Genomic DNA, 22,205 nt, shown 5'->3' with positions numbered 1-22,205 from the left:
CCGCGAGCGGGAGAGGCGAGCACAGGTGTTCGACGGGTGCGAGACGGCGGAAGGCCCTAGCGCGCGCGCACGAGGATCACGGTGACGTTGTCCGAGCCGCCGCCGTCGAGCGCAGCGATGACGAGATGGTCGACGCATTCCTGCGTGCTCAGATCCTGGCGGCCGACGATCGCGGCGATCGCCGCGTCCTTGACCTCTTCGGTCAGGCCGTCGCTGCACAGCAGCAGCTGCATACCCGGCCGCAACACGCCGCGCACGCTCTCCACGCGCAGCGCCTGCGGATCGGTGACGCCGAGCGCCTGCGTGACGACGTTGCGATGCGGATGGCTGCGCGCCTGCTCGCTGGTGATCGCGCCCTGGTCGACCAGTTCCTGCACGTAGGAATGGTCTTGCGAGAGCTGTTTCAGCCCCTCGTCGTTCCACACGTAGACGCGGCTGTCGCCGACCCAGGCGACCTCGAACTCGCCGCCGCCGTTGGGAATGCGCAAGGCGGCGATGGTGGTGCCCATCGGCAGCGACTCGGAGCGGCGCGTGGAGTGGCGGATGATCTCCTCGTCGGCGAGCTGGATCGCGCGCACAAGCTCCGCGCCCTTGCCGACCTCGCGCACCAGCGTGTCGCGCGCGAGCGCGCTGGCGACCTCGCCGTGCTCGTGACCGCCCATGCCGTCCGCGACCAGCCACAGGCCCAGGTCGCCGTCGGCGTAGTAGGTGTCTTCGTTGTGCTCGCGCCGCAAGCCGACGTGGGTGCTGTGTCCGTATTCGATCATGCGCAAGGCGCCTTGGTGAGGGCGTTACGGACGGTCTGGTCGCCAAAGCGGATAGCATGCCGCCTGCGTCGCGTTCGGCGCAAGCCGGACGCCCTGCGTGGCGGGCGTTCGAGCGCCGATCGACGGAATGGGATGCCTGCGATATTCCGACCCGCGGACTACCGCGGGTAGGACTTGAGTGGTGGAGCGGAGGAGGATCGAACTCCCGACCTTCGCATTGCGAACGCGACGCTCTCCCAGCTGAGCTACCGCCCCACGTTGTGCTTCGCCGGCCACGGGCCGCGCGAGGGCGCGCATGATAGCGTCTGCCGGGCGCAACGCCAAGTCCGTGCCTCGTGACGGAGCACGGGTCGCTTCAGATGGCCATCAGCCGCTCGCGCAGGGCCGCGTAGTCGGCCGCGAGCGGTTCGCTGCGGCTGGGCCGGCGGAGCAGGGCGGCGAGCGCCGGCGGCACCTCGACTTCGGCGCCGATCAGCGGCTCGATGACTTCGTCGAACTTGGCCGGATGCGCGGTCGCCGCGACGGCCCAATCGCGCGAGTCGCCACGCGCACGCAGCCGTTCGAGCAGGCGCAGGGCGGTCGCGGTGTGCGGGCAGACCAGGGTTCCGTAACGCTCGCGGCTGCGGCGGATCACCTCGCGGATCTCCTCGTCGTCGACCGCTTCGCTGCGGAACGCGCCGCGCAACGCGGCCTCGTCCGGATACAGCCAGCGCAGGCGTTCGAAATTGCTCGGCGCGCCGACGTCCATCGCGTTCGCCAGCGTCGACACGCTCGCGCGTGGCGCGTACTCGCCGCCTGCGAAGAAATCCGGCAGGACGCGGTTCGCATTGGTCGCGAGCGCGATCTCGCCGATCGGCAGTCCGATCGCACGGGCGAGGATGCAGGCCAGCGCGTTGCCGAGATTGCCGGTCGGGATGGCGATGTCGAGCTTCGTCCCCTGCGCGCGCCGGTGCGCGAGCGCGGCCAGCGCGTAGTAGCTCATCTGCGGCAGCAGGCGGCCGAGGCTGATGCTGTTGGCCGAGGTCAGCGGCAGTGCGGCCTTCAGGTCGGCATCGGCAAGCGCGCGCTTCACCAGCGCCTGGCAGTCGTCGAACGAACCGGCGACGCGCAGCGCGTGCACGTTGTCGCCGAAGCAGCCGAGCTGGTGCGCCTGGCGCGGCGAGACGCGCCCGTCCGGATACAGGATCACGACGCGGAAGCCGCGGCGCCGATGGAAGGCCGCGGCGACCGCGGCGCCGGTGTCGCCCGAGGTCGCCACCAGCACGGTCAGCGGCGCGGCGTCCGCTCCGCGCCGGCGGGCGAGGGAGGCGGCGAGAAAGCGCGCGCCGAAATCCTTGAACGCCGCCGTCGGGCCGTGGAAGAGTTCGAGCAGCCAGGTGTGCGCGGCGATCGCGCGCAGCGGAGCCGGCGGATCGAGCGCCTCGGCGCAGATCGCATCGAGTTCGGCGGCGAGCGCATCGCCGGCGAAGAACGGCCGCAGCAATCGTGCGGCGACCGTCGCCAGCGTTGCGCAGCCGTCGAAATCCTCCTCGCGCAGGCGCGGTACCCGCTCGGGCACGTATAAGCCGCCGTCGGTGGCGAGTCCGGCTTCGAGCGCGGCGCCGAGTCCGAGCGGCGGCGCTGCGCCGCGCGTGCTGAGGTAGTTCATGCGACCAGCTCCGTGGCCGGACCGTTCACGTTCGAGATCCAGGCCTCGCTGTCGAGCCCGGCGTCGGCGAACGCGGCGCGCATGCGCTCGGCCGCGCCGCGCGCGGCTCGTTCGTTCTCGCACCAGGCGAATACGCTCGGGCCGGCGCCGGAAATGCTCGCACCGAGCGCGCCGCTCTCCAGCGCGGCCTGCTTGACGGCGGCGAAGCCGCGGATCAGCGGTGCGCGGCGCGGTTCGATCAGGCGGTCGCGCAAGCCGGCGCGGACCAGCTCGAGGTCGTTCGCGTGGCATCCGGCCAGCAGCAGCGCGAGATTCGCGCTCTGCGCGACGAACTCCGCCAGCGCGTAGTGGCCGCCCAGCGCGGCGCGCGCTTCGCGCGTTTCGAGCACGGCGTGCGGATGCACGAGCGCGCAGTGCAGGTCCGGCGGTGTCGGGATCTTCACCAGCCGTTCCGCGGTGGCCAGCACCAGCCCGCCGAGCAGGAGCGGTCCGACGTTGTCGCCGTGGCGGCTGCCGCTGGCGGCGTATTCGCTTTCCAGTGCGAACGGGTAGAGCAGGTCGCGTGGCAGCGGCGTGTCCAGCGTCGCGTTCGCCGCGACCAGGGCGGCGACCGCCGAAGCGGCCGAGCCGCCCATGCCGGAGCCGAACGGAATGCCCTTGTCGATTTCGATCTCGAAGCCGAACTGCAGGGCGAGCATCTTGCGCATCGCGAGCAGCGCCGTGCCGGCGGTGTTCTGTTCGGGCTCGAACGGCAGCGGCTGCGCGTTGCCGCGGATCGCGACGATGCGCACGCCGGGTTCGGCGACGCGACGCACCGTCACCCGGTCGCCGGGACCGGCGACGGTGTGGCCGAGGATGTCGAAGCCGACGCCGACGTTGGCGACGCTGGCGGGAGCGAAGGCGGTGGCTTGGGCGATCACGGGGTCACTCCGGTGGAGTCTGGGAAAGTGGGAACGCGAAGAGCGCGGAGAACGAGGAAGAAGCGTTTCTCGCGGAGTCGCAGAGAGCGCGGAGAAGAGCATGAGCCGGCTTTCCTTCGCGTCTCTGCGTCTGCGCGAGAAATGCTCTTGTCAGCACTGTCGCAAAGCCGTGCTCGCGAGTGGTTCGAGCCCGCTCTTCGTCTTCTCCGTTTCCCGGGTGTCGTCGTCACAGCTTCGCCCCCAGCGCCGCCGCTACGCGCAGCAGGTCGGCGAACACGCCGGCGGCGGTGACCTCCGGGCCGGCGCCGGGGCCCTGCACGACCAGCGGATTGTCGTGGTAGCGGCGCGTGCTGAACTGCACGACGTTGTCGGTCAGGCGCAAATGCGCGAAGGCGTGGTCACCGGGCAACGCGACCAGACCGACGCTGGCCTTGCCGTCGCGATCGAGGCGCGCGACGTAGCGCAGTACCTGTCCCGCCTCGCGTGCGTGCTGATGGCGTACGGCGACGGCCTGGTCGAGTTCTTCGAGCCGCTGCATGAACGCATCGGCGCCGAGGTCGCGCAGACCGGCGGGAACCAGGCTCTCGACCGAGACGTCGGCGAGGTCGAGCGCGACGCCGGCCTCGCGCGCGAGGATCACCAGCTTGCGCGCGACGTCGGTGCCGGAAAGGTCGTCGCGCGGATCGGGTTCGGTGTAGCCGAGCGCGTGTGCCTCGCGCACCAGTTGCGAGAACGGCCGCGTGCCGTCGTAGCGGTTGAACAGCCAGGCCAGGGTGCCGGAGAAGATGCCTTCGGCGGCGAGCAGTTCGTCGCCGGTGTCGAGCAGGTCGCGCAGGGTCGAGATCACCGGCAGCCCGGCGCCGACGGTCGCCTCGTAGCGGAAGCGCGCGCCGCTCGCCGCGGCGGCGGCGCGGATCGCGCGCCAGCGCGCGGACGGACCGGCGCCGGCCTGCTTGTTCGGCGTGACCACGTGGATGCCGGCGGCGAGCCACTCGGCGTACTTCCCGGCCACCGCACCGCTGGCGCTGCAATCGAGGACGACCGCGTGCGGCAGATGCTCGGCCTGCACGTGCCGCGCGAACGCGTCCAGATCGCAGCCGGCGGCGACGTCCTCCTGCCATCGCGCCGCGGCGGCGGCCTCGCCGAGCCACATGCCGCGGCTGCTCGCCACCGCGCGCAGACGCAGGTCGAGCTGGTGTTCGCGCAGCAGGCGCGGCCGCGCCGCCTCGATCTGCCTGAGCAGCGCCGCGCCGACCTTGCCCGGTCCGATCAGGCCGATCGACAGCGTCTGCGGCGACAGCCAGAACGCCGCGTGCACGGCGCGCAGCGCGCGCGCGGTGTCGGCGCTGGCGACGGCGACGGAGATGTTGCGCTCCGATGCACCCTGCGCGATCGCGCGGATGTTCACGCCGGTGCGCGCGAGCGCGCCGAACGTGCGCGCGGCGACGCCGGGCGTGCCGGCCATGCCGTCGCCGACCACGGCGAGCACGCCGATGTCGCCGGCGACGCTGACGCGATGGATCTCGCCGCGCGCGAGTTCGCCGGCGAAGGCGCGCCGCAGGGCTGCTTCCGCGGTCGGCGCGTCGGCGCTGCGCACGACGCAGCAGATCGAGTGCTCGGACGAACCCTGCGAGATCATCACCACCGATACGCCTGCGTCGTGCAGCGCGCCGAAGGTGCGCTCGGCGGTGCCCGGCACCCCGATCATGCCGGCGCCTTCGAGGGTCAGCACGGCCAGGTCGCGTACCGCGCTGATGCCTTTCACCGGCGGCAGCTGCGTCGGCGCCGCCGGCGCGCCGCCGATCGCGGTGCCGGCGTGCTCGGGGTTGAAGGTGTTGCGGATGCGCACCGGCAGGCCGCGCGCGATCGCCGGCGTCAGCGTCTGCGGATGGATCACCTTGGCGCCGAAGTAGGCCAGTTCGCAGGCTTCGTCGTAGCTCAGCGACGGCAGCGGCGTCGCCTCGGGGACCAGGCGCGGATCGGCCGAGAGCACGCCGTCGGTGTCGCCCCACAAGGTCAGCTCCGCGGCGCCGCCGAGCGCGGCGAAGATCGCCGCGGAATAGTCGCTGCCGTTGCGGCCGAGCACGGTCGCGCGACCGGCGTGCGTGCGCGCGACGAAACCGGTCACGACCACCCAGCGCTGCGCGTGCCGCGCGCGCCAGTCGGCGTAGCGGCGCGCGCTTTCTTCCCAGTCGACGATCGCGCCGAGTTCGCCGTGGCCGACGACCAGCACCTCGCGCGCGTCGAGGAAGGCGCAGTCGGCGCCTTGCTGTGCGAGGAAGCGCGACAGCAGATGCGCCGACCAGACCTCGCCGAGGCCCTGGATCGCCTCCAGCGCCTCGCGGTTCGGCGTGCCGAGCACGGCCAGCGCGCCGAGCAGGTTCGACAGCTGCGCGAAACCGCCGTCGAGCCACTCCGCGGCTTCCGCGGCGTTCGCGCCGAGCAGGTCGTGCGCGGTGTCCAGATGGCGTTCGCGCAGGCGTTGCCAGTCGGTTCGCCAATCCGGCTCGCCGCGCACGGCCGCCTCGGCGAGTGCGATCAGCGCATCGGTGGTGCCGCGCATCGCCGACACGACCACCAGTTGATGCGGACCGGCTTGCGCTTGCAGGATCGCGCCGACGCGGCGGAAGCAGCTCGCGTCGGCGAGGCTGGACCCGCCGAACTTGTGCGCGCTGAACGGGGCATCGGGCGCCGCGAGCGGTAGCTCGGCGGCGATGGCGGCTTCGGACATGGAACGGCCTCCTTTCGTCGGAGGCCCCGGCTCGCGGGATTCGGGCTTCAGCGTCGCGGCCCGCTTCCCTTGGGAGGGCGGGGCCGTGGCTGCTTTGGATCAGTCGCGCACGAGCACCCGCACCACGGTCGTGGTGGTGGTCGTAATCGTCGTGGTGGCGATACGGTGCGGGTTCACGCCGGCGAGTGTGCACTGCCGTCCCCGGGGGCTGTCAACGGGGACCAGCGCACCGGGGTGGGGTGGAACCCGTTCGCGCGGGACGCGCTTCGCCGCGATCGGGCGGTGGCGTCAGTAGCCCGCGGCCGGCGTCGGTCGCCGCTCGAAGGCGGATACCGTGACGCCGGCGGCCTCGCTGCCGTCAGCCTTCCACACCCGCGTCTCGACCGGGAAGTCCTGCCGACGCGTCATCGCGTCGACGCGCGTCGCCAGCACGGCGACCGCGCCGGTCGCTTCCGGATTCCAGGCGAACACGCTGTCGCGGCCGTACCAGACCACCGGGGTGGCGGCGTCGAGGCGGCGATCGGGGCACAGCGTCACGTCGCGTTCGGCCAGTACGCGCAGCGCGCCGACCTGGATCGCCTTGATGCCCGGGCCGGCGCGTTCGGTGGAATAGCCGGGGCAGATCCGCGCGGCGCGTGCGTGCGCGTTCTCGTAGACCTGCGCGTCGCTTTCGGCATGCGCGCCGGCGGCGACGAGGGCGAAGGCAAGGGCACAGCAACGGTTCGGAAGGCGGTGGCGACGCATGCTCGATTCCTGGCGATTCAATCGGATGCGCGGCAGTGTGGCCGATGCCGCCGGCGCGCGTGTGAGCAAATTGCAAAGCGGTCCGCGTCGCGGCACACGGACGCTTCACCGTCAGCAGGCATAATCGGACCAGAGCCCCTGACGACGAGTGCGCATGACGACCGCAGCCGACCGAGCCCTTTCCGACCACGACCTGCGCGGCGCGACCGCGTTTCAACTGCTCCATTGGCTCGCCTGCGGCCGCATCGACAGCGCCGCCCTGACCGCCACCTACCGCGCCGCGATCGAGCGCGAGAATCCGCGTCTGAACGCGTATCTGGCCGTGTCCGAGAGCGCGGCGGCCGACGCCGCCGCCAGCGACGCGCGGCGCCGCGAAGGCCGCACGATCGGCCGTCTGGACGGCTTGCCGGTGGCGATCAAGGACAACCTCGACGCGGCCGGCCTGCCGACCACGCTCGGCCTGCCGGGGCGGCGCGCCTTCGTCGCCGGCCAGGATTCGGCCGCGGTCGCGCGCCTGCGCGCCGCCGGCGCGGTGATCCTCGGCAAGACCAATCTCGACGAGGGCGCGCTGGGCACCGCGACGATCAACCCGCACTACGGCGCCACGCAGAACCCGCTGCGCGAGGGCTACACCGCCGGCGGCTCGTCCGGCGGTTCGGCCGCGGCGGTCGCCGCCGGCCTCGCCGCCTTCGCGCTCGGCAGCGACACGCTCGGTTCGGTGCGCATCCCGGCCAGCCATTGCGGCCTGTACGGACTCAAGCCGACCTTCGGCGAGATCTCCACGCGCGGCCTCGCGCGCGGCGCGCGCCGGCTCGACTGCGTCGGCATCCTGGCCCGCTCGGTCCCCGACCTCGCCGTCGTGCTGCAGGTGCTCGACGCGTTCGATCCGGCCGATCCGCGTTCGCGCAAGCGCCGCGTGCCGCTGGCGACGCCGGACTGGGAGCCGGGGCGCCTGCGCAGCGGCGTGCTGGTGGACTTGTCGGAGGTCGGCGTGGAGGGCGAAGTCGCGGCGGTGTTCCAGCGCGCGGTGCAGACGCTCGACGGCTGCCTCGGCGAGACGCGCCGGGTCGATTTCTCCGACTACGATTTCGCGCGCATGCGCCGCTCCGCGCTGCTGGTGATGGAAGCCGAACTCGGCGTCGAGCTGATCGGCGATCTCGCCGACACGCGCGCGCCGCTGTCACCGCGCCTGCGCGCGATGCTCGACTACGCGCGCGCCAAGTCGGCGGTCGACTACGCCGCTGCCGATCGCGTGCTCGACGAGGCCGTGCTGAAGGCGCGCCGCCTGTTCGCCGAGGTCGACGTGCTGGTGCTGCCGACCGTGGCGCACGGGCCGTATCCGATCGACGCCGGCGAGCGGGCCAACGACGCCGACCTGACCAGCTTCGCCAGCCTTGCCGGCTGCCCGGCGGTCAGCCTGCCGATGGGCACGTTGCCGGACGGCTTTCCGGTCGGCCTGCAACTGGTCGGCGCGCCGGGCTCGGACCTGCGCCTGCTCGAACTCGCCGAGATCTGCGCGGCGACGCTGGACGCGGCGCCGGCGTATCCGATCGGCGGCGCCGGCGCATGAACGACGCGAGCGGCTAGCGACGACGTCGGGCCCGCGCGAGCGGGCCTCCCTCGCATGCAGAACGTCGAACTCGCGGGCGCCGATCTTCGCTACGACGCGCAGGCCTACCCGCCGGCGCAGGCCGACGCGTTGTTCGCGGCCCTGCATGCGGAAATCTCCTGGCAGCGACACCGCCTGCGCCTGTTCGGCCGCGACGTCGACGCGCCGCGGCTGTCGTGCTGGATCGGCGATCGTGACGCCGTCTACACCTATTCCGGCACGCGCTTCGACCCGCGGCCGTGGACGCCGGCGGTCGCGCGCCTGCGCGAGGACCTCGCCGCGCGCCTCGGCGTCCGCTTCAACAGCGTGCTGGCCAATCTCTATCGCGACGGCCGCGATTCGATGGGCTGGCACAGCGACGACGAGGCCGAACTCGGCGCCGAGCCGCTGATCGCCTCGCTGAGTTTCGGCGCGGTGCGCGCGTTCCGGCTGCGTTCGCGCGCGACGCGCGCGCAGGCGCTGGCGCTCGATCTCGCGCACGGCAGCCTGCTGGTGATGGCGGGCGCGACGCAGCGGCTCTATCAGCACGCGCTGCCCAGACGCGCCAGAGTGCTCGCCCCACGGATCAACCTGACCTTCCGCCGGATCGTGACGGCGTGAGCCGGCCGGCGAAGCGGGCGACGCAACGACCGCGCGGCGCCTATTGCTGCAGCAGTTCCCGCTGCAACTGCTTCAGTTCGCCCCAGCGATTCTGTACCGCGAGCGCTGCCTGCTGCGCCCAGCTGGAGGGGTTGGCGTAGCGAAAATTCGGGCCGCCGCGATCGAGCAGGTCGAGCAGCTCCTGCTCGTTCAGCTGCGCCAGCTGCATCAGGCCGGCGACGCCGTTCGCGCGCAGCAGGTCTTCGATCTTCGGGCCGATGCCTTCGATGATGGTCAGGTCCTCGGCGTGCTTCATGTTGAAGCCGGCCGCGCGCGCGGCGCTGACGTCGATCAGGCGCGCGACGCCGGGCGCGTGCGGGTAGTCGTCCACCCAGTGTTCCTCGACCGGCGCGGCCGGTGCGGGCTGCGGCGGCGCATGCAGTTCGGGTCGCGACGGCTGCGGCGCGCGTCTGCGTCGCAGCGCAGCGACCAGCCCGATCGAACCCCAGCCGGCCAAGAGGCCCAGAACGAACCAGAGCACGCGCTCGCCGATCGGATCCATCGTTCCTCCTCGCGTCTGCAGCCCCCTGGCCGCAGCCTACCACCGCCGGCACCGCGCGATGGTCAAGATTTCGCAAGCGCGCGCGGCCCGCGCACGGCCGTCGCGGTGCCCGCGTCGCGCCCGATTTCGTCCGCGTGCGGACGCCGGCGTCGGCTGCAATCTCCGCCTCCCGACGACGGAGAATCGCCATGACCACCAGAGTGCTGCACAGCGTGACTTTCAAGGTGCTCGGCATCGCCTTTCTGGCCCTGCTGATGCTGATCCCGCTGGCGCAGGTGAACGACCTGATCGGCGAGCGCGAAGGCCGCGCGCGCGAGGCCACCGCGCAGATCGCCGCGCGCTGGGGCGGCCAGCAACTGCTCGGCGGGCCGGTGCTGGTGGTGCCGGTGCGGACGCGCCAGGGCGACGCCGTGACCACGGTCGAGACACTCGAATACCTGCTGCCGGATCGGCTCGCGATTCGTGCGAACCTGCTGCCCGAGGTGCGCCGCTACGGCCTTTACGACAGCGTCGTCTACGTCGCCGAGTCGAAGATCGAGGGGCGCTTTGCCGCCGCCGACATCGTGGCGCTCGAAGGCGCGGGGCGCGAAGTGCAGTGGGCGCGCGCCGAGCTGCGCGTGCCGATCGCCGACGTGCGCGGCATCCGTCGCGTCTCGACGCTGCGGCTGGGCGAGCGCGAACTCGCTTTCGGTCCGGACGCCGCCGGCGTCGCCGGGCTCGCCGCGATCGCGGCGCCGCTCGCGCTGGATGCGGCGACGCTGCCGCCGCAGCTGCCGTTCGCGTTCGAACTCGCCCTGGCCGGCAGCGAGCGCTTCGCCGCGTTGCCGCTGGCCCGGCAGACCGAGCTGCAGGTCGGCGGCGCCTGGGTCGATCCCGGCTTCGACGGCGCCTTCCTGCCGGCCGCGCATCGCATCGACGCGAACGGCTTCGAGGCGAGCTGGCAGGTGCTCGACCTGAATCGCCGCATCGCGCAGCGCTGGAGCGAGCGGGAGACCTCCGGCGTCGCGCTGGCCGACAGCGACTTCGGCGTCAGCCTGGTGCGCCCGGCCGGCCCGTACCAGCAGAACGTGCGCGCCGGCAAGTACGGCGTGCTGTTCATCGCGCTGACCTTCGTCGCGTTCTTCCTGTTCGAGGTGCTGCGCGGCCTGCGCGTGCATGCGGTGCAATACCTGCTGGTCGGGGTCGCGCTGTGCACGTTCTACGTCGTGCTGCTGGCGCTGTCGGAACAGATCGGCTTCGCCTTCGCCTACCTCGCCGCGGCGACGGCGACGGTGGCGCTGATCGGCGGCTACGCCGCGGCCGTGCTCGCGCAGCGGCGCGCCGGATTCGTGCTCGGCGGCCTGCTCGCGCTGGTCTATGCGCTGCTGTACGGCCTGGTCGCGAGCGAGGACTACGCCTTGCTGATGGGCGCTCTGGCCCTGCTCGCGGCGGTGACGGCGCTGATGTATCTGACCCGTCGCGTCGACTGGTATGCGATGGGCCCGACCGCACGCGGCGCGTGACGCGCCGCGCCGCAGGCACCTCGAACGTGCTCGAGGTGCCCTACACTGCGCCGATGAATCTGCTCGCGATCGAAACCGCCACCGAGTCCTGTTCCGCCGCGCTGCTGGTCGGCGACCGTCTGCTCGAACGCAGCGAACTGGCGCCGCGCCGCCACGCCGAACTGCTGCTGCCGATGTGCGAGGCGCTGCTGGCCGAGGCGGGACTGGCGCGCAGCGCGCTCGACGCGCTGGCGGTCGGCTGCGGTCCGGGCGCGTTCACCGGCGTGCGCCTGGCGATCTCGGCGGCGCAGGGCATCGCGCTCGCGCTCGATCTGCCGGTGGTGCCGGTGTCCTCGCTGGCGGCGCTGGCGATGCAGGCGCCGCGCAACGGCGCCGACGTGCTCGCCGTGATCGATGCGCGCATGGGCGAGGTCTACTCCGGCGCGTTCCGGCGCGGCGCCGACGACCTGGTCGTCGCGCTCGGCGAGGAATCCGTCGGCGCGGCCGCGGCGCTGTCGCTGCCCGCCGCGCCGGCGTGGAACGTGATCGGCAGCGGCTGGGCGACCTATGCCGACGCGCTCGCGGCGCGATTGCCGGCTGCGCCGGCGTGGGCCGACGGCGCGCGCTATCCGCAGGCGGCCGACGTGGCCCGGCTGGCCGCGCCGACGGCACGCGCCGGCCGCGGCGTGGCGGCGGAATTCGCGTTGCCGGTGTACCTGCGCGACAAGGTGGCGCTGACCCTGGCCGAGCAGCGCGAGCGGCGCTGACGCCGGTTCCTAGCGGGAAGGCGACGGTGGAGGAGTCGCTCCGCCGCGATCGGCAACGACGCAGACGTCGTAGCCGTCGAGCTTCTCGCACGACAGCGACGGCGCTTGTTCGAGGAAGGCTTTCCAGCGCTCGGCCGGCCCGATCACGTAGATGTCCTGCGCCGACCAGGCGCCTGCTCCGGCGCGCTCGGCGAGGTCCGTGCAGTACTGCTGGGTGGCTTTGAGATTCCAGCGCGCGACATAGCCGGTGTTGAGCGTCAGCTCGTGCTCGGCGGCGAACAGCTGGAACGGCAGATAGGAGCCGGCCGACTTGCCGCAGGCGACCGGAGGCAGCATCGTCAGGTGCCGGCGCCCGCGCGCGAGGTCCGCCCAGCGCGGGTCGGTCAGGCGCGTGCCGGGAACCTCCGCGTTCGCCTTCAGGCGCGTCGTCGCGTAGTGCAGATGGACCGCGGAAAGATCGGCCAGCTGGACGATCAGCGTCAGGCCGAGCAAGCCGCCGGCGACGGCGGGCCGGTAGCGCCGCGCGGCGGTGCAGACGATCAGCAGCATCAGCGTGTAGTAGGCGACCCAGACGAAGCGGCCGGAGGCGCGGAACGCACCCAGCAGAGGAACGTCGAGCGGCAGGTCGACCAGCACCCAGGAACCGATCGCGACCACGCTGCTCGCCGCGAACACGCACAACGCGAGCGCGACGAGCGCGAGCGGACGCCACGACGGCTCCAGGCGCGGCAGGCGGCGCAGGCGCAACACACCGTCGACGAGCAGCCAGGCGGCGAGGGCGAGTACGCCGATGCCCAGGTAGGCGAAACCCTCGTATTGATCTTTCAGATACGGCAGGTTCGGCAGGAACCGCGAATGCCCGATCGGATTGAAGAAGCCGAGCAGGTTGAACGAGTAGTAGCCGTACGCGACGCCGCCGGAGCTGTCGGCGGAGCGCAGGATCATCGCGCCGCTGAGCCAGAACAGCGCCACCACGATCGCCAGCGCGACACCGGCGGCGACGGCGACCTCGCGCAGCGAGCGCTGCCGGTCGACGCGCCAGCGCTTGAGCCAGTAGGCGGCCTGAATCGCGAGCGTCATTGCGGCGAGGTACGGATGCACGAGGATCGCGATGCCGGCGATCGACCACCACGGACAGGCTTCCGCCGCGAGCTTCGCCGGCGGCGTCGGGCGGAAATAGAGCCACAGCGAGGCGAGCAGCAGCCATTGCGTGGTCAGGGTGTCGTGACCGAGGCGGCTGATCAGCAGCGGTGCATAGACGAACAACGCCGTGCCCGCCAGGATCGTCGCCGGAACGCGCGTGACGCGCGTCAGCAGCAAGGCCGCCGTCGCGCCTTGCAGCACGCAGTTGAGCATCAGCCACAGGCCGATGTACTGGAACGGTTCGGGCAGCCATGGCGACAGCGGCTTCAGCAGCAGGGCGAGCAGCGGCAGCGAGTCGGTGTAGGCGATCGACGTGCCGACCGGATACCAGACTTCCGGCAGCAGACCAGGCGGCCAATGCCACGGCGCGTGCCGGAACACGGCCCAGCCGCTGTAGTGCTGGGCCAGGTCTCCGCCGAGCAGCCAGCCGGTCGCGGTAGGATCGACCAGCGCCGAGCCGAGCGTGCGGGCGAAGAACAGGAGGCCGCAGGTGGCGCCCATCGCGAACGCGAGCGCCGTGCCGACGTCGCGCCGCTGCAGCGATTTCGTGCCGAAGCCGAGCAGCGCCAGCGCTGCGATCAGGACGATGCCGCGGTCGAGCCCGATGCCGGGAACCACGCGCTCCTGCGCGGCGAGCTGGTCGAGCAGATGCAGGGCATCGAACAGCAAGGCACCGCACAGCAGGACGTAGATCGCGGCTTCGAGTCGCCATCGCGGGAGTGCGGCCGGCGTGTGTGGGACGGGTTGCGGGTGCAGGGAGTCGGTGGGGGCGTGATCCGTCACGTCGATGCTTGCCTAATTCGAATCGGGTATGCGCAAAGGGACGGCGGCGAGCGCAGAACCGTCGCCTGGTCGGAGCGCCAGCACGCGCAAGGACTCGCCGGGCCGCGCATCGAGCGCATAGCCGGCGAAGCCGCGCTTGCGCTGCAGGCCGAGGCGCAGCGCCGGCTTGCCGGGCGGGAAGAAGCTGGCTTTCGCCAGTCCGCGAAACGCACCGCCGTCGTCGACGACGACGAGCAGCGGATCGCGCGGCAGGTGCACGCCGCGCGGCAGCAGGCCTTCGAATTCGGCGACGCGGCGATGATGGTTCGCTTCGTCGAAGGCGTGGATCACGTGCGCCTCGGCATCCGGTAGAGACGGCGGGACCGCCGCCGGCATGTGCCAGCCGCCTTCGACCAGTGCGAAGCCGGGTTCGGCGAACATCGACAGCCGGTTATCGCGCCACAGGTCCAGCGTGCCCATCGTGTCTTCGCGGCTCGCGGAGGCGACGTCGAAGTTGTATTTCGGATCCCAGATGCCGAGCTGGGCAGCGACGGCGGACTGCTGCATCTTGCGATACACGATCGAGCTCCAGATCGCCTGCGTGCGATGCGTCGGCAGCAGAACCAGCGCCGTCGCCACCGCGACCGCGGCGGCCAGTGCGGCGCCTGCCAGACGTCTGCTGCCGGCGATCGCATACAGGGCGAGGCCGAGCCAGAACAGGCAGGGCCACGGCGAGTAGCGGTCGGCGAAGATCTGCTCCGGATACAGCACGAAGTACTTCGCGCGCGCGATGGCGACGATGCCGGCGCTGGCGACGATGAAGCTCGCCAGGCCCAGGCCGAGAAAGTGCAGCCGCGTGCTCGATGCGCGATGGCGGCAGGCGTGCACGAGCGCGGCGAGATAGGCGAGCAAACCGATCGCGCCGACGAGCACGCCTTGCCGGGCGGCTCCGTCGTCACCGAACGGGGTGGCGAGCCACGTCGCCGCCGTGGTCAGGAGATGGGCGTAGCGAGAGGTGGTCATCCCGCTGTACAGGGCGGCATCGAACTGAGGAAACCCCGCGCCGAGCCAGCCGCGGATCCAGGGAGAGGACAGCCACTGCGCCATGGTGGCGGCGATGCCGACCGGATCGAACGCGAGCGATTCGCGCACATAGCCGTTTCCGGGCAGCGCGAAGGCGTAGACCAGCATCGCCGCAGCGAACAGAGCGCCGAAGGTGAGCAGATAGCGCGCGCGCAGGCCGAAGACCAGCGAAACCAGCAGCACCGCGGCGAAGCTGGCCAGTCCGGCGCCGTAGCTGAAGGTCGCCGCCAGACAGGCGCCGCCGGCGAGCAGGGGCCACAGGTAGGAATCATCGGTGCGAGCCCGCTGCACCGCGAGCAGGGCCAGCACGCAGGCGAGCACGGTCAGGTAGACGTGCGCCTGCTCGAAGCCGTGCATCAGGGTGCGCGCGTTGCCGAGCCAGAACAGCGTGAGCACCGCGAACAGGCAGGCCGCGGCTCGCGCGAGCGGCGGAACTTGCCGTTCGCGCGTGACGACGCGGACGATCAGTGCCAGCGACAGCAGGGCGGCGCCGATGCTGACGACGATCTGCAGCTGCTGGCTCGCGGCGAATCCGTACAGGTCCGCCAGCCGCAGCAGGTTCGGCACGATCGGACGATGGCCGTTCTCGGATTGGGAGATGTTCTGCGGGAACGGCAGCAGCAGGTAGTTCGGATACAGCCGGTACTGGTCGAATGCCGGATAGCGGAAGACGAAATTGATGATCGCCGCCAGCGTGCTCCACAGCCACAGCACGGCGGCGCCGGAAACGATTGCGGTCAGGAGCCAGCACGCCACGGCGGCCGGCGTGGACCGGCGATGTGGCGGGTCGAGCAAGGGAGTGCGCGAGGCAGCCATGTTTCGTCCGGTGCTCATGAAGTGGGCGCTGCGGCGGAGAAGAGCGCGCTCGGCAGCCAGGGGCGTGAAGTCGATGCATGGCCGAGCGGGTGCACCAGCGGCTTGGCCGCGCCCGCGCGGCGCGCGGATCCGGAGCGCAAACGCGCGTGATGCCCATTCAGGCGCGCATTCACGGGCGCAGGCAGAAGCGGGGCGTCAGGTGGGCGAAGGTTTGCGTCTCGCCCGCGTACGGCCTCTTTCGCAGGACGGCCATCATGTGCGTGGGCTTGATGCGGCCGGCGAGAATCTCCGCTTCGTCGCGCGCGTGCACGCGGTCGATGAAGGCGAGATCGGCTGCCTCGTTCACGTCGAAGTGGGGGCCGAAGCTGCGGTCGATGAAGATGTCGATGAGATTGGCGTAGGCGACGAACAGCTCGAAATCGAAGCGTTCGATCAGCAGACGCAGGACGTCCTGCGCGCGAATGCCTTCGAAGCCTTCGCTGGAGCAGTCCCAGTTTCCGAACCGCTCCTCGTGTCGTTTCAGCTGCACGTTGTAGCGGGATTGCGGCGGCAGTTCGGCCCAGAACTCCTGCACGATCTCGAGCGCTTCAGGCCAGCGCATGTGCCCGTTGCGGCCGATCATGTCCGAGGTGACGAGGCGGCCGTTCGCGTCGAGCGCTTGTTCGATCGCTGCGAACAATCCCTCGAGCTTCAGCACGTGATGCAAGCTCTGATTGGCCATGATCGCCGCGTAACGGGTTTCCGGACGCCAATCGTTGAAGTCGCCGACGACGGGGCGGATGTGTTCGCTCACGCCGGCGGCGGCCGCCAGCGCTTGGCCGCGATCGAGCATCGCGCGATTGATGTCGACGCAGTCGATGATGAAATCGCGCAGGCCTCGCCCGGCGAGCAGGCCGGCGACGCGCACTTCGGTATCGCAATTGCCGCAACCGAGGCTGGCGAAGCGCACCGGGCGAGAGTCCGCTCCGGCGTGCGCGAGTTCGAGGTAGCGCGCGAAGAACCCGTCCGGATTGGAAAATCCGAACGCTTCCAGTTTGGGCAGCAGGTAGCGGTTCGACCAGTAGTGGGCGATCGCAGGCAGATCATGCACGTCGGTCTGTGCGGTGAAGGCTTCGGTCTCCACGGCGAGCCGCTGGCCGTATTCGGAGCCGGGGCTGGACGGCTTGGGCTCGGCAGGGCCGAGAATCCAGCGTCGCAGCGGTGCTTTGATCGGAACGGGCAGCCGACGATAGAGCGGGCGGAAGAATTCCGCCGAGCGGCGCAAAAAGGGCGACATCGCGTGCAATCCGTTGAGACGAGTGTCTGGTATCCAGTGTTTCGTATAATGCCAGCACATAACCAGGATTGCTCCATGGGACTCATCGACTCCCGCGTGCTTTCGCAGGCGAGCGACTACGCGCGCGAGTTCGCGCAGGCGCGGCCGTTCCGTCACCTGAGCATCCCCGATTTTTTCGATCCCGCCCTGAGCGAACGCCTGCTCGCCGACTTTCCGAGCTTCGAAGCGCGCCATGCGCTGAATGAGATGGGCGAGGTCGGCGGCAAGGCCGTGCGCATGGACGTGCGCGACATCTCCGACGCGTATCGCGAACTCGATCGCTACCTGCAGACGCCGGAATTCCTGGGCTTCGTTTCGCAGGTGACCGGCATTCCGGATCTGCTCTACGACCCCGATTACGTCGGTGGCGGCACGCACGAGAACCGCGACGGCCAGGGGCTCGATGCGCACGTCGACTTCAACTACCACCCGCGAACGCGCTGGCACCGGCGGCTGAACCTGATCGTCTATCTCAATCCGCGCTGGGAAAGCGGCTGGGGCGGCGAACTGGAGCTGCATTCCGATCCGTGGCGCGAGGCGGCGAACGAGGCCGTGCACGTGCCGCCGCTGTTCAACCGGTGCGCGATCTTCGAGACGACCGAAAATTCCTGGCACGGCTTCTCGGCGATCACGCTGCCGGACGATGCGAGGCATCTGTCGCGCAAGTCGTTCGCGATCTATCTCTACACCCGCGAGCGCCCGCCCGAGCAGAGCGCGCCGCCGCACGCGACGATCTACGTGCCGCAGGGGATGCCGCCCGACTGGCGCGAAGGCCGCACGCTGGACGCGGCGGACCTGCGCGTCTTGAACCAGAGATTCAGCCGGCTGCGTACGCAGTTGCGCTACCTGTACGATCGCGAGAAGCATCACGGCGCGCAGATGGCGACGCTGGAGCGGGCGCTCGACGAAGCGCGCGCCGCGTTGCGCCTGGATCTGCAGGGCTACGCGACGCAGCCCGGCGGCGCGAGCGGGCTCTGGCCGGACGGCTGGGTCGGCGAGGAGTTCTCGGCGCGCTTCGTGCCGACGCGCGCGACGAAATCGCTGCGTCTTGAGCTGTGGTCGCCGCCGCAGCTCGGAACCGAACAGCAACTGCAGATCGCGCTCGGCGGAAAAGGCTATGCCCAGTCGCTGCGTCCGGGTATGCGTACTCCGGTCGAGCTGCCGTTGCGCGCACGTGCCGGCGAGGAAATCGAATTGACGATCCGTGCGGCGCGCTGCTGGAGTCCGGCCGCCGGCGGCGCCGACGGGGACCAGCGCTCCTTGGCCTACAAGATCCTGACCGCGGCGCTGGAGCATTAGCTTCGTCGATGCGTCGTCCGTCCATGCGCTCGCGATGACGATAGGGGCAGGCTCGCTCCCCGGACGCATCCTTGAGGTCTCGGGAAGCTTTGAGTACTGTTGAGTTCGTTCGGCGGCGGAACGTTCTCGGCGAGAAGCGGATCCGCTCGATCCATCGTCACAGAGGTTCCGCTGTCCATCGGGTGCGCGTCGAACTTCTGCCTTCAGGGGAAGCGCATGGTGACTGCGAAGCGGATCTCTCGGCACGGGTGCTCCAAAGAGAGTTCGTGCGGCGCTCTGTATCTCGGCGGCTCGGGATCCGCCGTTCGTTCGCGTAACGATTCCGCATTGGTCCGCTTCGCCGAAGACGCCAGCCGTGGTGGTGTCCGTCGCCTCGTTCACCGTCGCAGGTCATGACGGGGGCCTCGCTCAAAGCCCGGCACGCAGCAGCGTCGGCGATCACTGGAGAAATCTCGTCCGGGACGGCATGTTCGCCAGTGCGGCGTTTCGACACCCGCGTTGCAATCGCGATCGTCCTGGCCGTTCTCGCATTCGTCGTTGCCTTCGGCGTCGATTGGCGGCTCCCGGGGCTGTACATGGACGCGGTCAACCCGGAATACCTCATTCCGGGCATTCTCGACCCCTCCGCCCCGGGGAATCGGCCCTGGATCCTGCCCGGAAACATGGTGGCGGATCGCTATCCGATCTTTACCGGCAGCATCTATCACGGCAGTGCTCAGCTGTACTTTGCGCTCCCTTGGATGATGCTCTTCGATGCCGGCGTGGGATCGCTGCGACTGGTGCAGGGACTCGTCGGTGTGGGAATTCTCGCGCTGCTCGCTCTGTTCGTCGCGCGATCGACGCTCGGATACACCCGCTGGGTGGCAGCATCCGCTGCGCTGCTGCTGGCACTCGACCCCTCGTTCGTGATGAGTCTGCGCACGCAAGCCTACAGTTGTTTGTTCCCGCTGCCGTTGCTGCTCGGTTCCTTGCTGCTCACCGATGGCCGCGAGTCGCGGCCGTCGACATGGCGCTTGCTCGCGGGTGGAACGCTGTACGGATTGTCCGTCTTCAGCTACTTCATCTATGCGTTTTTCGCGCCCGTCGTGTTGTGGTGGATCTTCCGCGGAACATCTCGCGGGGAACCATGGCTGCGCAGGGCAATCGTCTGGCTTGTCGGCGCCGCCATCGGATACGCGCCGTTCTTTGCCGGTCTACTGCTGCTGCGGGACAATCTCGGGAGTTGGGACGCGCTCGTCGGTTGGCTGCTCAATCACGGCGAACGGATGAAGGTCATGGGCGAGAGCTCGGGCGCAATCGAGCATCTGCGCGCCGTGCTGACGGACTTCGGGTCGGTCATCACCGGAGACTGGCCGCATCGAATGATCCTTCAGTTTCATGACGGGCGCGCAGTTGGAGTGATCAAGGCGGTCACGCTCGCCGGAGTGCCGATCCTGGCGCTGGCCCTCGCTTTGCGCCGAACCGCCGACGCAAGGCGTTCCATCGGTCCGCCTCTGCTGCTGACGATAGTTTTCCTTGCGGTCGCCTCGCTATTCGGCGAACGCCTCGACGGACATCACTACACCGCCTTGCAGCCATTGCTCTATGCGGCATTCGGCATTGCGGTCGCGACGCTGATCGGCAGCGCGTCCGGCACGCCTGCTTCGGCGCCGAAGGCCGGCCGCTGGTCGCTGCGTGCGGCGATCGCCTTCGCGTCCGTCTCAATCGTCGCCTGCGCGAACGCCTTCGACCTCACGCGGTTCCACGTCGATCTTCGTGCGAGCGGCGGTGCGCAGTTGTATTCCGATGCCATTGACCGCTTCGCCGCGGACATGCAGCAGAACGATCCGGATGCAACGGTGTACTTGCCCGATTGGGGCTTCGTCATGCCGATCATGTTCATGACGCGCGCGCGGCTCGCGCAATTCGAGTGGGTCGACCCGATGCGCATGCGCCGCGAACTCTGCGAGGGGAAGCCGCAAGTCGTCGTCTTCTCCCGAACTGGGAATGGCGAAAAATTTCACTTCATAGCTGATCTTGCCGGTCGAGAGCCGGGTCCGATCACGACGTGGACGCAGCGCGACGGGACGCCCGTCTTCGAATCGATGCGCCTGTCGCCGCGAGAATGTTCCACTTTGCATGAAGACGAGCAGTTCGGAACGGCGGCGGCAGAGGCCAGCTCGGCTTCGATCGAAGTCTCGCCGAGCTCTGTCTATACATGCAGCTTCCTGTCGCCTTCGATCGCGACGGTTCGCTGGGACGCCGGTGGCGAAAGCGGCGAGGAATTCGACGTCTGGATCGGTGTCGAGAGTCGCCCGCTCAAGCCGTGGACACAGGGGGCCGCGCACGACGAAAGGACTACCGGACAGTGGGCGCAGGCGGGAATGCGTTTCGTGCTGGTCGATCCGCGCACGAAGAAGGAGATCGTCGGGGCGCGAATCCAATCGCTCGGATGCCCGGTTCCTGAGTCGAATACGCCGTCGTAGTGCCGCAATTGTGATGAAGATCGATGGAAATCGATCGTATGGTTCGTGAGTTGGACGAGAAGGGGGTTCACCGAAAGCGGAGATTGAACATGAAGCGGATCATCCTTTTGCTGCTCCTGATGTTGCCTGTGTCGTCGATGGCGAAGACCGTCAACTACGGCGGATTCAATTATTTCGTCTACGACATGGGGGCGATCATCGAGAATCCGAACGGCCCGACATATCCGAACATTCCCTGTGGGCAGCAGCCCCCGAACATCAGTTGGAAGTGTCCTCCGTTGCAGTTCAAGAACCTGATAGGTCTGTTGAACAGCAACCCGCAGTTCGTCTACTCCCGATTGCAGGCGATGCGCCAAAGCGGCCAGAATGCTCTCGTGCTTCCCATATACAATATGGCGCTTTCGGGTTCTGTGGATGGTGTGGATGGTGTGGATGATGGGGTGTACGGAGAGATTCTGGACAATCATCTCGGCCATTTGTGGCCTCAGCATTCGGCGAACTTGAGTCAAATATTGACGTGGGCTCAGCAGCTCGGCTACAAGAGCTTGGTCGTTCGCTTCTTCTACAATAACAAGCCTCGGGAATGGACGGCCTGGAACGAATCCAGCTATCAGAGCTTCTGGTCGTATGTCAAAAGTATTCACGACCTCGTTTCGCCCGCCGTCGGGCAGAGCCTGACCGTATCCTATGATCTTGGGGCGGAGTGGGGCGGAATAACAGGCGGACAGTTGCCGGCGTTCAAGACCAAGCTGTGGTCCGACTACACGGCGCGCTACGGAAAGAACGATACGGTTGGATTTTCCGTGGCGATGGATCCGCAGAACGCGCCGTCGAGATTCTCCGACGCTATCGCCGAATACGGCGCCAACAAGCCGAACGTCTGGGCCCTGGACATCTATTCGAGCCCTGGATACAGCTTCCTTCAGCGGCTGCAGCTGGCGTACAACAATTTGTCCGTTTACGGGCTTCAGAATCAACCGATCGTGGTTCTGGAGACGTTCTTCAACAACCAGGCCGTTTCCCAGCAGCTCAGCAGCGCATTGGGCAGTCTTCCCGCGTTGAACATTACCGGAATATACGAATGGCCGCTGATTGAAGGGCAGTACGGAGTGCAGTCAGCCTTGAATCAACTTCCTAGTTCGAATCAGTTTTCGAACTACCGGGGATTCATCGGCCAGCGGACTGTGAGCATTACCAGCACCAACGCCAATATCAGCTATCTCAGCGATACGAACTGCGGCTCCAGCAGCACGCCTTCGTGCACGGTGCATCAGGTCTATTCCGCGCCTCCGGCGGGAAAAGTCGTTCATGTGACGGTGGACGTCGGGAATGGGCCCTCTTCCGTCTCTTGCTGGAATCGCGCCGGCTACAATGATCCGAGTTGGATCGTGATGAACAAGACGTATCAATTCAAGATTTATTACAAGAATGATTGCGTCGCCGACTATGCGGGATTGCAGCCGGTAGCCGTAAGCACGGTGATCGTCAAATAATCTTCACCGGGACGAGCTTCG

At 69.1% G+C, this 22,205-nt stretch carries 16 protein-coding genes and 1 tRNA gene; 7 read left to right on the top strand and 10 right to left on the bottom strand.

Annotated elements, in window-relative coordinates:
- Positions 1 to 56 precede the first annotated feature (56 nt).
- The 6 genes from J7520_RS10150 to J7520_RS10125 form a co-directional block, all read right to left on the bottom strand.
- Positions 57 to 767 carry a protein phosphatase 2C domain-containing protein gene (locus J7520_RS10150; protein WP_291187571.1) on the bottom strand — a complete coding sequence of 237 codons (711 nt, stop codon included), beginning with the start codon at positions 765 to 767 and terminating at the stop codon, positions 57 to 59.
- A gap of 179 nt (positions 768 to 946) precedes the next feature.
- Positions 947 to 1,022 (bottom strand) — tRNA-Ala (locus J7520_RS10145).
- Positions 1,023 to 1,122: 100 nt separating this feature from the next.
- Entirely contained in the window at positions 1,123 to 2,415 is a 1,293-nt protein-coding gene (gene thrC / locus J7520_RS10140) for a threonine synthase (protein ID WP_291187569.1), read from the bottom strand.
- Entirely contained in the window at positions 2,412 to 3,335 is a 924-nt protein-coding gene (locus tag J7520_RS10135) for a homoserine kinase (protein WP_291187567.1), read from the bottom strand. The genes thrC and J7520_RS10135 overlap by 4 nt, the downstream gene beginning before the upstream one ends.
- A 226-nt stretch (positions 3,336 to 3,561) precedes the next feature.
- Complete coding sequence (thrA, locus tag J7520_RS10130; RefSeq protein WP_291187565.1) at positions 3,562 to 6,066, bottom strand: bifunctional aspartate kinase/homoserine dehydrogenase I; 2,505 nt, start codon at positions 6,064 to 6,066, stop codon at positions 3,562 to 3,564.
- Between the two features lie 288 nt (positions 6,067 to 6,354).
- Positions 6,355 to 6,810 carry a hypothetical protein gene (locus J7520_RS10125; protein ID WP_291187563.1) on the bottom strand — a complete coding sequence of 152 codons (456 nt, stop codon included), beginning with the start codon at positions 6,808 to 6,810 and terminating at the stop codon, positions 6,355 to 6,357.
- A 154-nt stretch (positions 6,811 to 6,964) separates the two neighbouring features.
- Between J7520_RS10125 and J7520_RS10120 the strand changes: the two genes are divergently transcribed.
- A complete protein-coding gene (locus J7520_RS10120) occupies positions 6,965 to 8,380 on the top strand; it encodes an amidase (RefSeq protein ID WP_291187561.1) in 1,416 nt (471 codons plus the stop codon).
- A 54-nt stretch (positions 8,381 to 8,434) separates the two neighbouring features.
- A complete protein-coding gene (locus J7520_RS10115; protein ID WP_291187558.1) occupies positions 8,435 to 9,019 on the top strand; it encodes an alpha-ketoglutarate-dependent dioxygenase AlkB in 585 nt (194 codons plus the stop codon).
- A gap of 40 nt (positions 9,020 to 9,059) precedes the next feature.
- On the opposite strand, the gene J7520_RS10110 is transcribed toward J7520_RS10115, so the two are convergent.
- Complete coding sequence (locus tag J7520_RS10110) at positions 9,060 to 9,560, bottom strand: hypothetical protein (RefSeq protein WP_291187555.1); 501 nt, start codon at positions 9,558 to 9,560, stop codon at positions 9,060 to 9,062.
- Between the two features lie 188 nt (positions 9,561 to 9,748).
- Between J7520_RS10110 and creD the strand changes: the two genes are divergently transcribed.
- Positions 9,749 to 11,062 (top strand): cell envelope integrity protein CreD, encoded by a 1,314-nt coding sequence (gene creD, locus J7520_RS10105; RefSeq protein WP_291187552.1) that lies wholly within the window; start codon positions 9,749 to 9,751, stop codon positions 11,060 to 11,062.
- 53 nt (positions 11,063 to 11,115) lie between these two features.
- Positions 11,116 to 11,808, top strand: a complete 693-nt coding sequence (tsaB, locus tag J7520_RS10100; RefSeq protein WP_291187811.1) for a tRNA (adenosine(37)-N6)-threonylcarbamoyltransferase complex dimerization subunit type 1 TsaB — start codon at positions 11,116 to 11,118, stop codon at positions 11,806 to 11,808.
- A 9-nt stretch (positions 11,809 to 11,817) separates the two neighbouring features.
- On the opposite strand, the gene J7520_RS10095 is transcribed toward tsaB, so the two are convergent.
- From J7520_RS10095 to J7520_RS10085, 3 genes are all read right to left on the bottom strand, one after another.
- Entirely contained in the window at positions 11,818 to 13,734 is a 1,917-nt protein-coding gene (locus tag J7520_RS10095) for a DUF6311 domain-containing protein (RefSeq protein ID WP_291187549.1), read from the bottom strand.
- A gap of 12 nt (positions 13,735 to 13,746) precedes the next feature.
- Entirely contained in the window at positions 13,747 to 15,552 is a 1,806-nt protein-coding gene (locus tag J7520_RS10090; RefSeq protein WP_291187546.1) for a hypothetical protein, read from the bottom strand.
- Positions 15,553 to 15,781: 229 nt separating this feature from the next.
- Positions 15,782 to 17,122 carry a class I SAM-dependent methyltransferase gene (locus tag J7520_RS10085; protein WP_291187543.1) on the bottom strand — a complete coding sequence of 447 codons (1,341 nt, stop codon included), beginning with the start codon at positions 17,120 to 17,122 and terminating at the stop codon, positions 15,782 to 15,784.
- 12 nt (positions 17,123 to 17,134) lie between these two features.
- On the opposite strand from J7520_RS10085, the gene J7520_RS10080 reads away from it, so the two are divergent.
- From J7520_RS10080 to J7520_RS10070, 3 genes are all read left to right on the top strand, one after another.
- Positions 17,135 to 18,226, top strand: a complete 1,092-nt coding sequence (locus tag J7520_RS10080; RefSeq protein WP_291187541.1) for a 2OG-Fe(II) oxygenase — start codon at positions 17,135 to 17,137, stop codon at positions 18,224 to 18,226.
- Between the two features lie 476 nt (positions 18,227 to 18,702).
- On the top strand, positions 18,703 to 20,691 hold the full coding sequence (locus tag J7520_RS10075) for a hypothetical protein (protein WP_291187538.1): 1,989 nt from the start codon (positions 18,703 to 18,705) through the stop codon (positions 20,689 to 20,691).
- Positions 20,692 to 20,780: 89 nt separating this feature from the next.
- The gene (locus tag J7520_RS10070; protein WP_291187535.1) at positions 20,781 to 22,184 is read left to right on the top strand and encodes a hypothetical protein; all 1,404 of its coding nucleotides are present in this window, start codon (positions 20,781 to 20,783) and stop codon (positions 22,182 to 22,184) included.
- The last annotated feature ends 21 nt before the right edge of the window (positions 22,185 to 22,205 follow it).

Source organism: Dokdonella sp. (assembly GCF_017744955.1).
Classification (GTDB): Bacteria; Pseudomonadota; Gammaproteobacteria; order Xanthomonadales; family Rhodanobacteraceae; genus Dokdonella_A.
This window is presented reverse-complemented; position numbering and strand designations above follow the sequence as displayed.

Bases quoted from the DNA above. Each gene is read 5' to 3' on its own strand.
- J7520_RS10150 (WP_291187571.1), bottom strand. From the start codon at position 767: ATGATCGAATACGGACACAGCACCCACGTCGGCTTGCGGCGCGAGCAC.
- thrC (WP_291187569.1), bottom strand. From the start codon at position 2,415: ATGAACTACCTCAGCACGCGCGGCGCAGCGCCGCCGCTCGGACTCGGC.
- thrA (WP_291187565.1), bottom strand. From the start codon at position 6,066: ATGTCCGAAGCCGCCATCGCCGCCGAGCTACCGCTCGCGGCGCCCGAT.
- J7520_RS10125 (WP_291187563.1), bottom strand. From the start codon at position 6,810: ATGCGTCGCCACCGCCTTCCGAACCGTTGCTGTGCCCTTGCCTTCGCC.
- J7520_RS10120 (WP_291187561.1), top strand. From the start codon at position 6,965: ATGACGACCGCAGCCGACCGAGCCCTTTCCGACCACGACCTGCGCGGC.
- J7520_RS10115 (WP_291187558.1), top strand. From the start codon at position 8,435: ATGCAGAACGTCGAACTCGCGGGCGCCGATCTTCGCTACGACGCGCAG.
- J7520_RS10110 (WP_291187555.1), bottom strand. From the start codon at position 9,560: ATGGATCCGATCGGCGAGCGCGTGCTCTGGTTCGTTCTGGGCCTCTTG.
- creD (WP_291187552.1), top strand. From the start codon at position 9,749: ATGACCACCAGAGTGCTGCACAGCGTGACTTTCAAGGTGCTCGGCATC.
- tsaB (WP_291187811.1), top strand. From the start codon at position 11,116: ATGAATCTGCTCGCGATCGAAACCGCCACCGAGTCCTGTTCCGCCGCG.
- J7520_RS10085 (WP_291187543.1), bottom strand. From the start codon at position 17,122: ATGGCGCGCTTCGAAGCTCGGAAAGTCGGCGAGCAGGCGTTCGCTCAG.
- J7520_RS10080 (WP_291187541.1), top strand. From the start codon at position 17,135: ATGGGCGAGGTCGGCGGCAAGGCCGTGCGCATGGACGTGCGCGACATC.
- J7520_RS10070 (WP_291187535.1), top strand. From the start codon at position 20,781: ATGAAGCGGATCATCCTTTTGCTGCTCCTGATGTTGCCTGTGTCGTCG.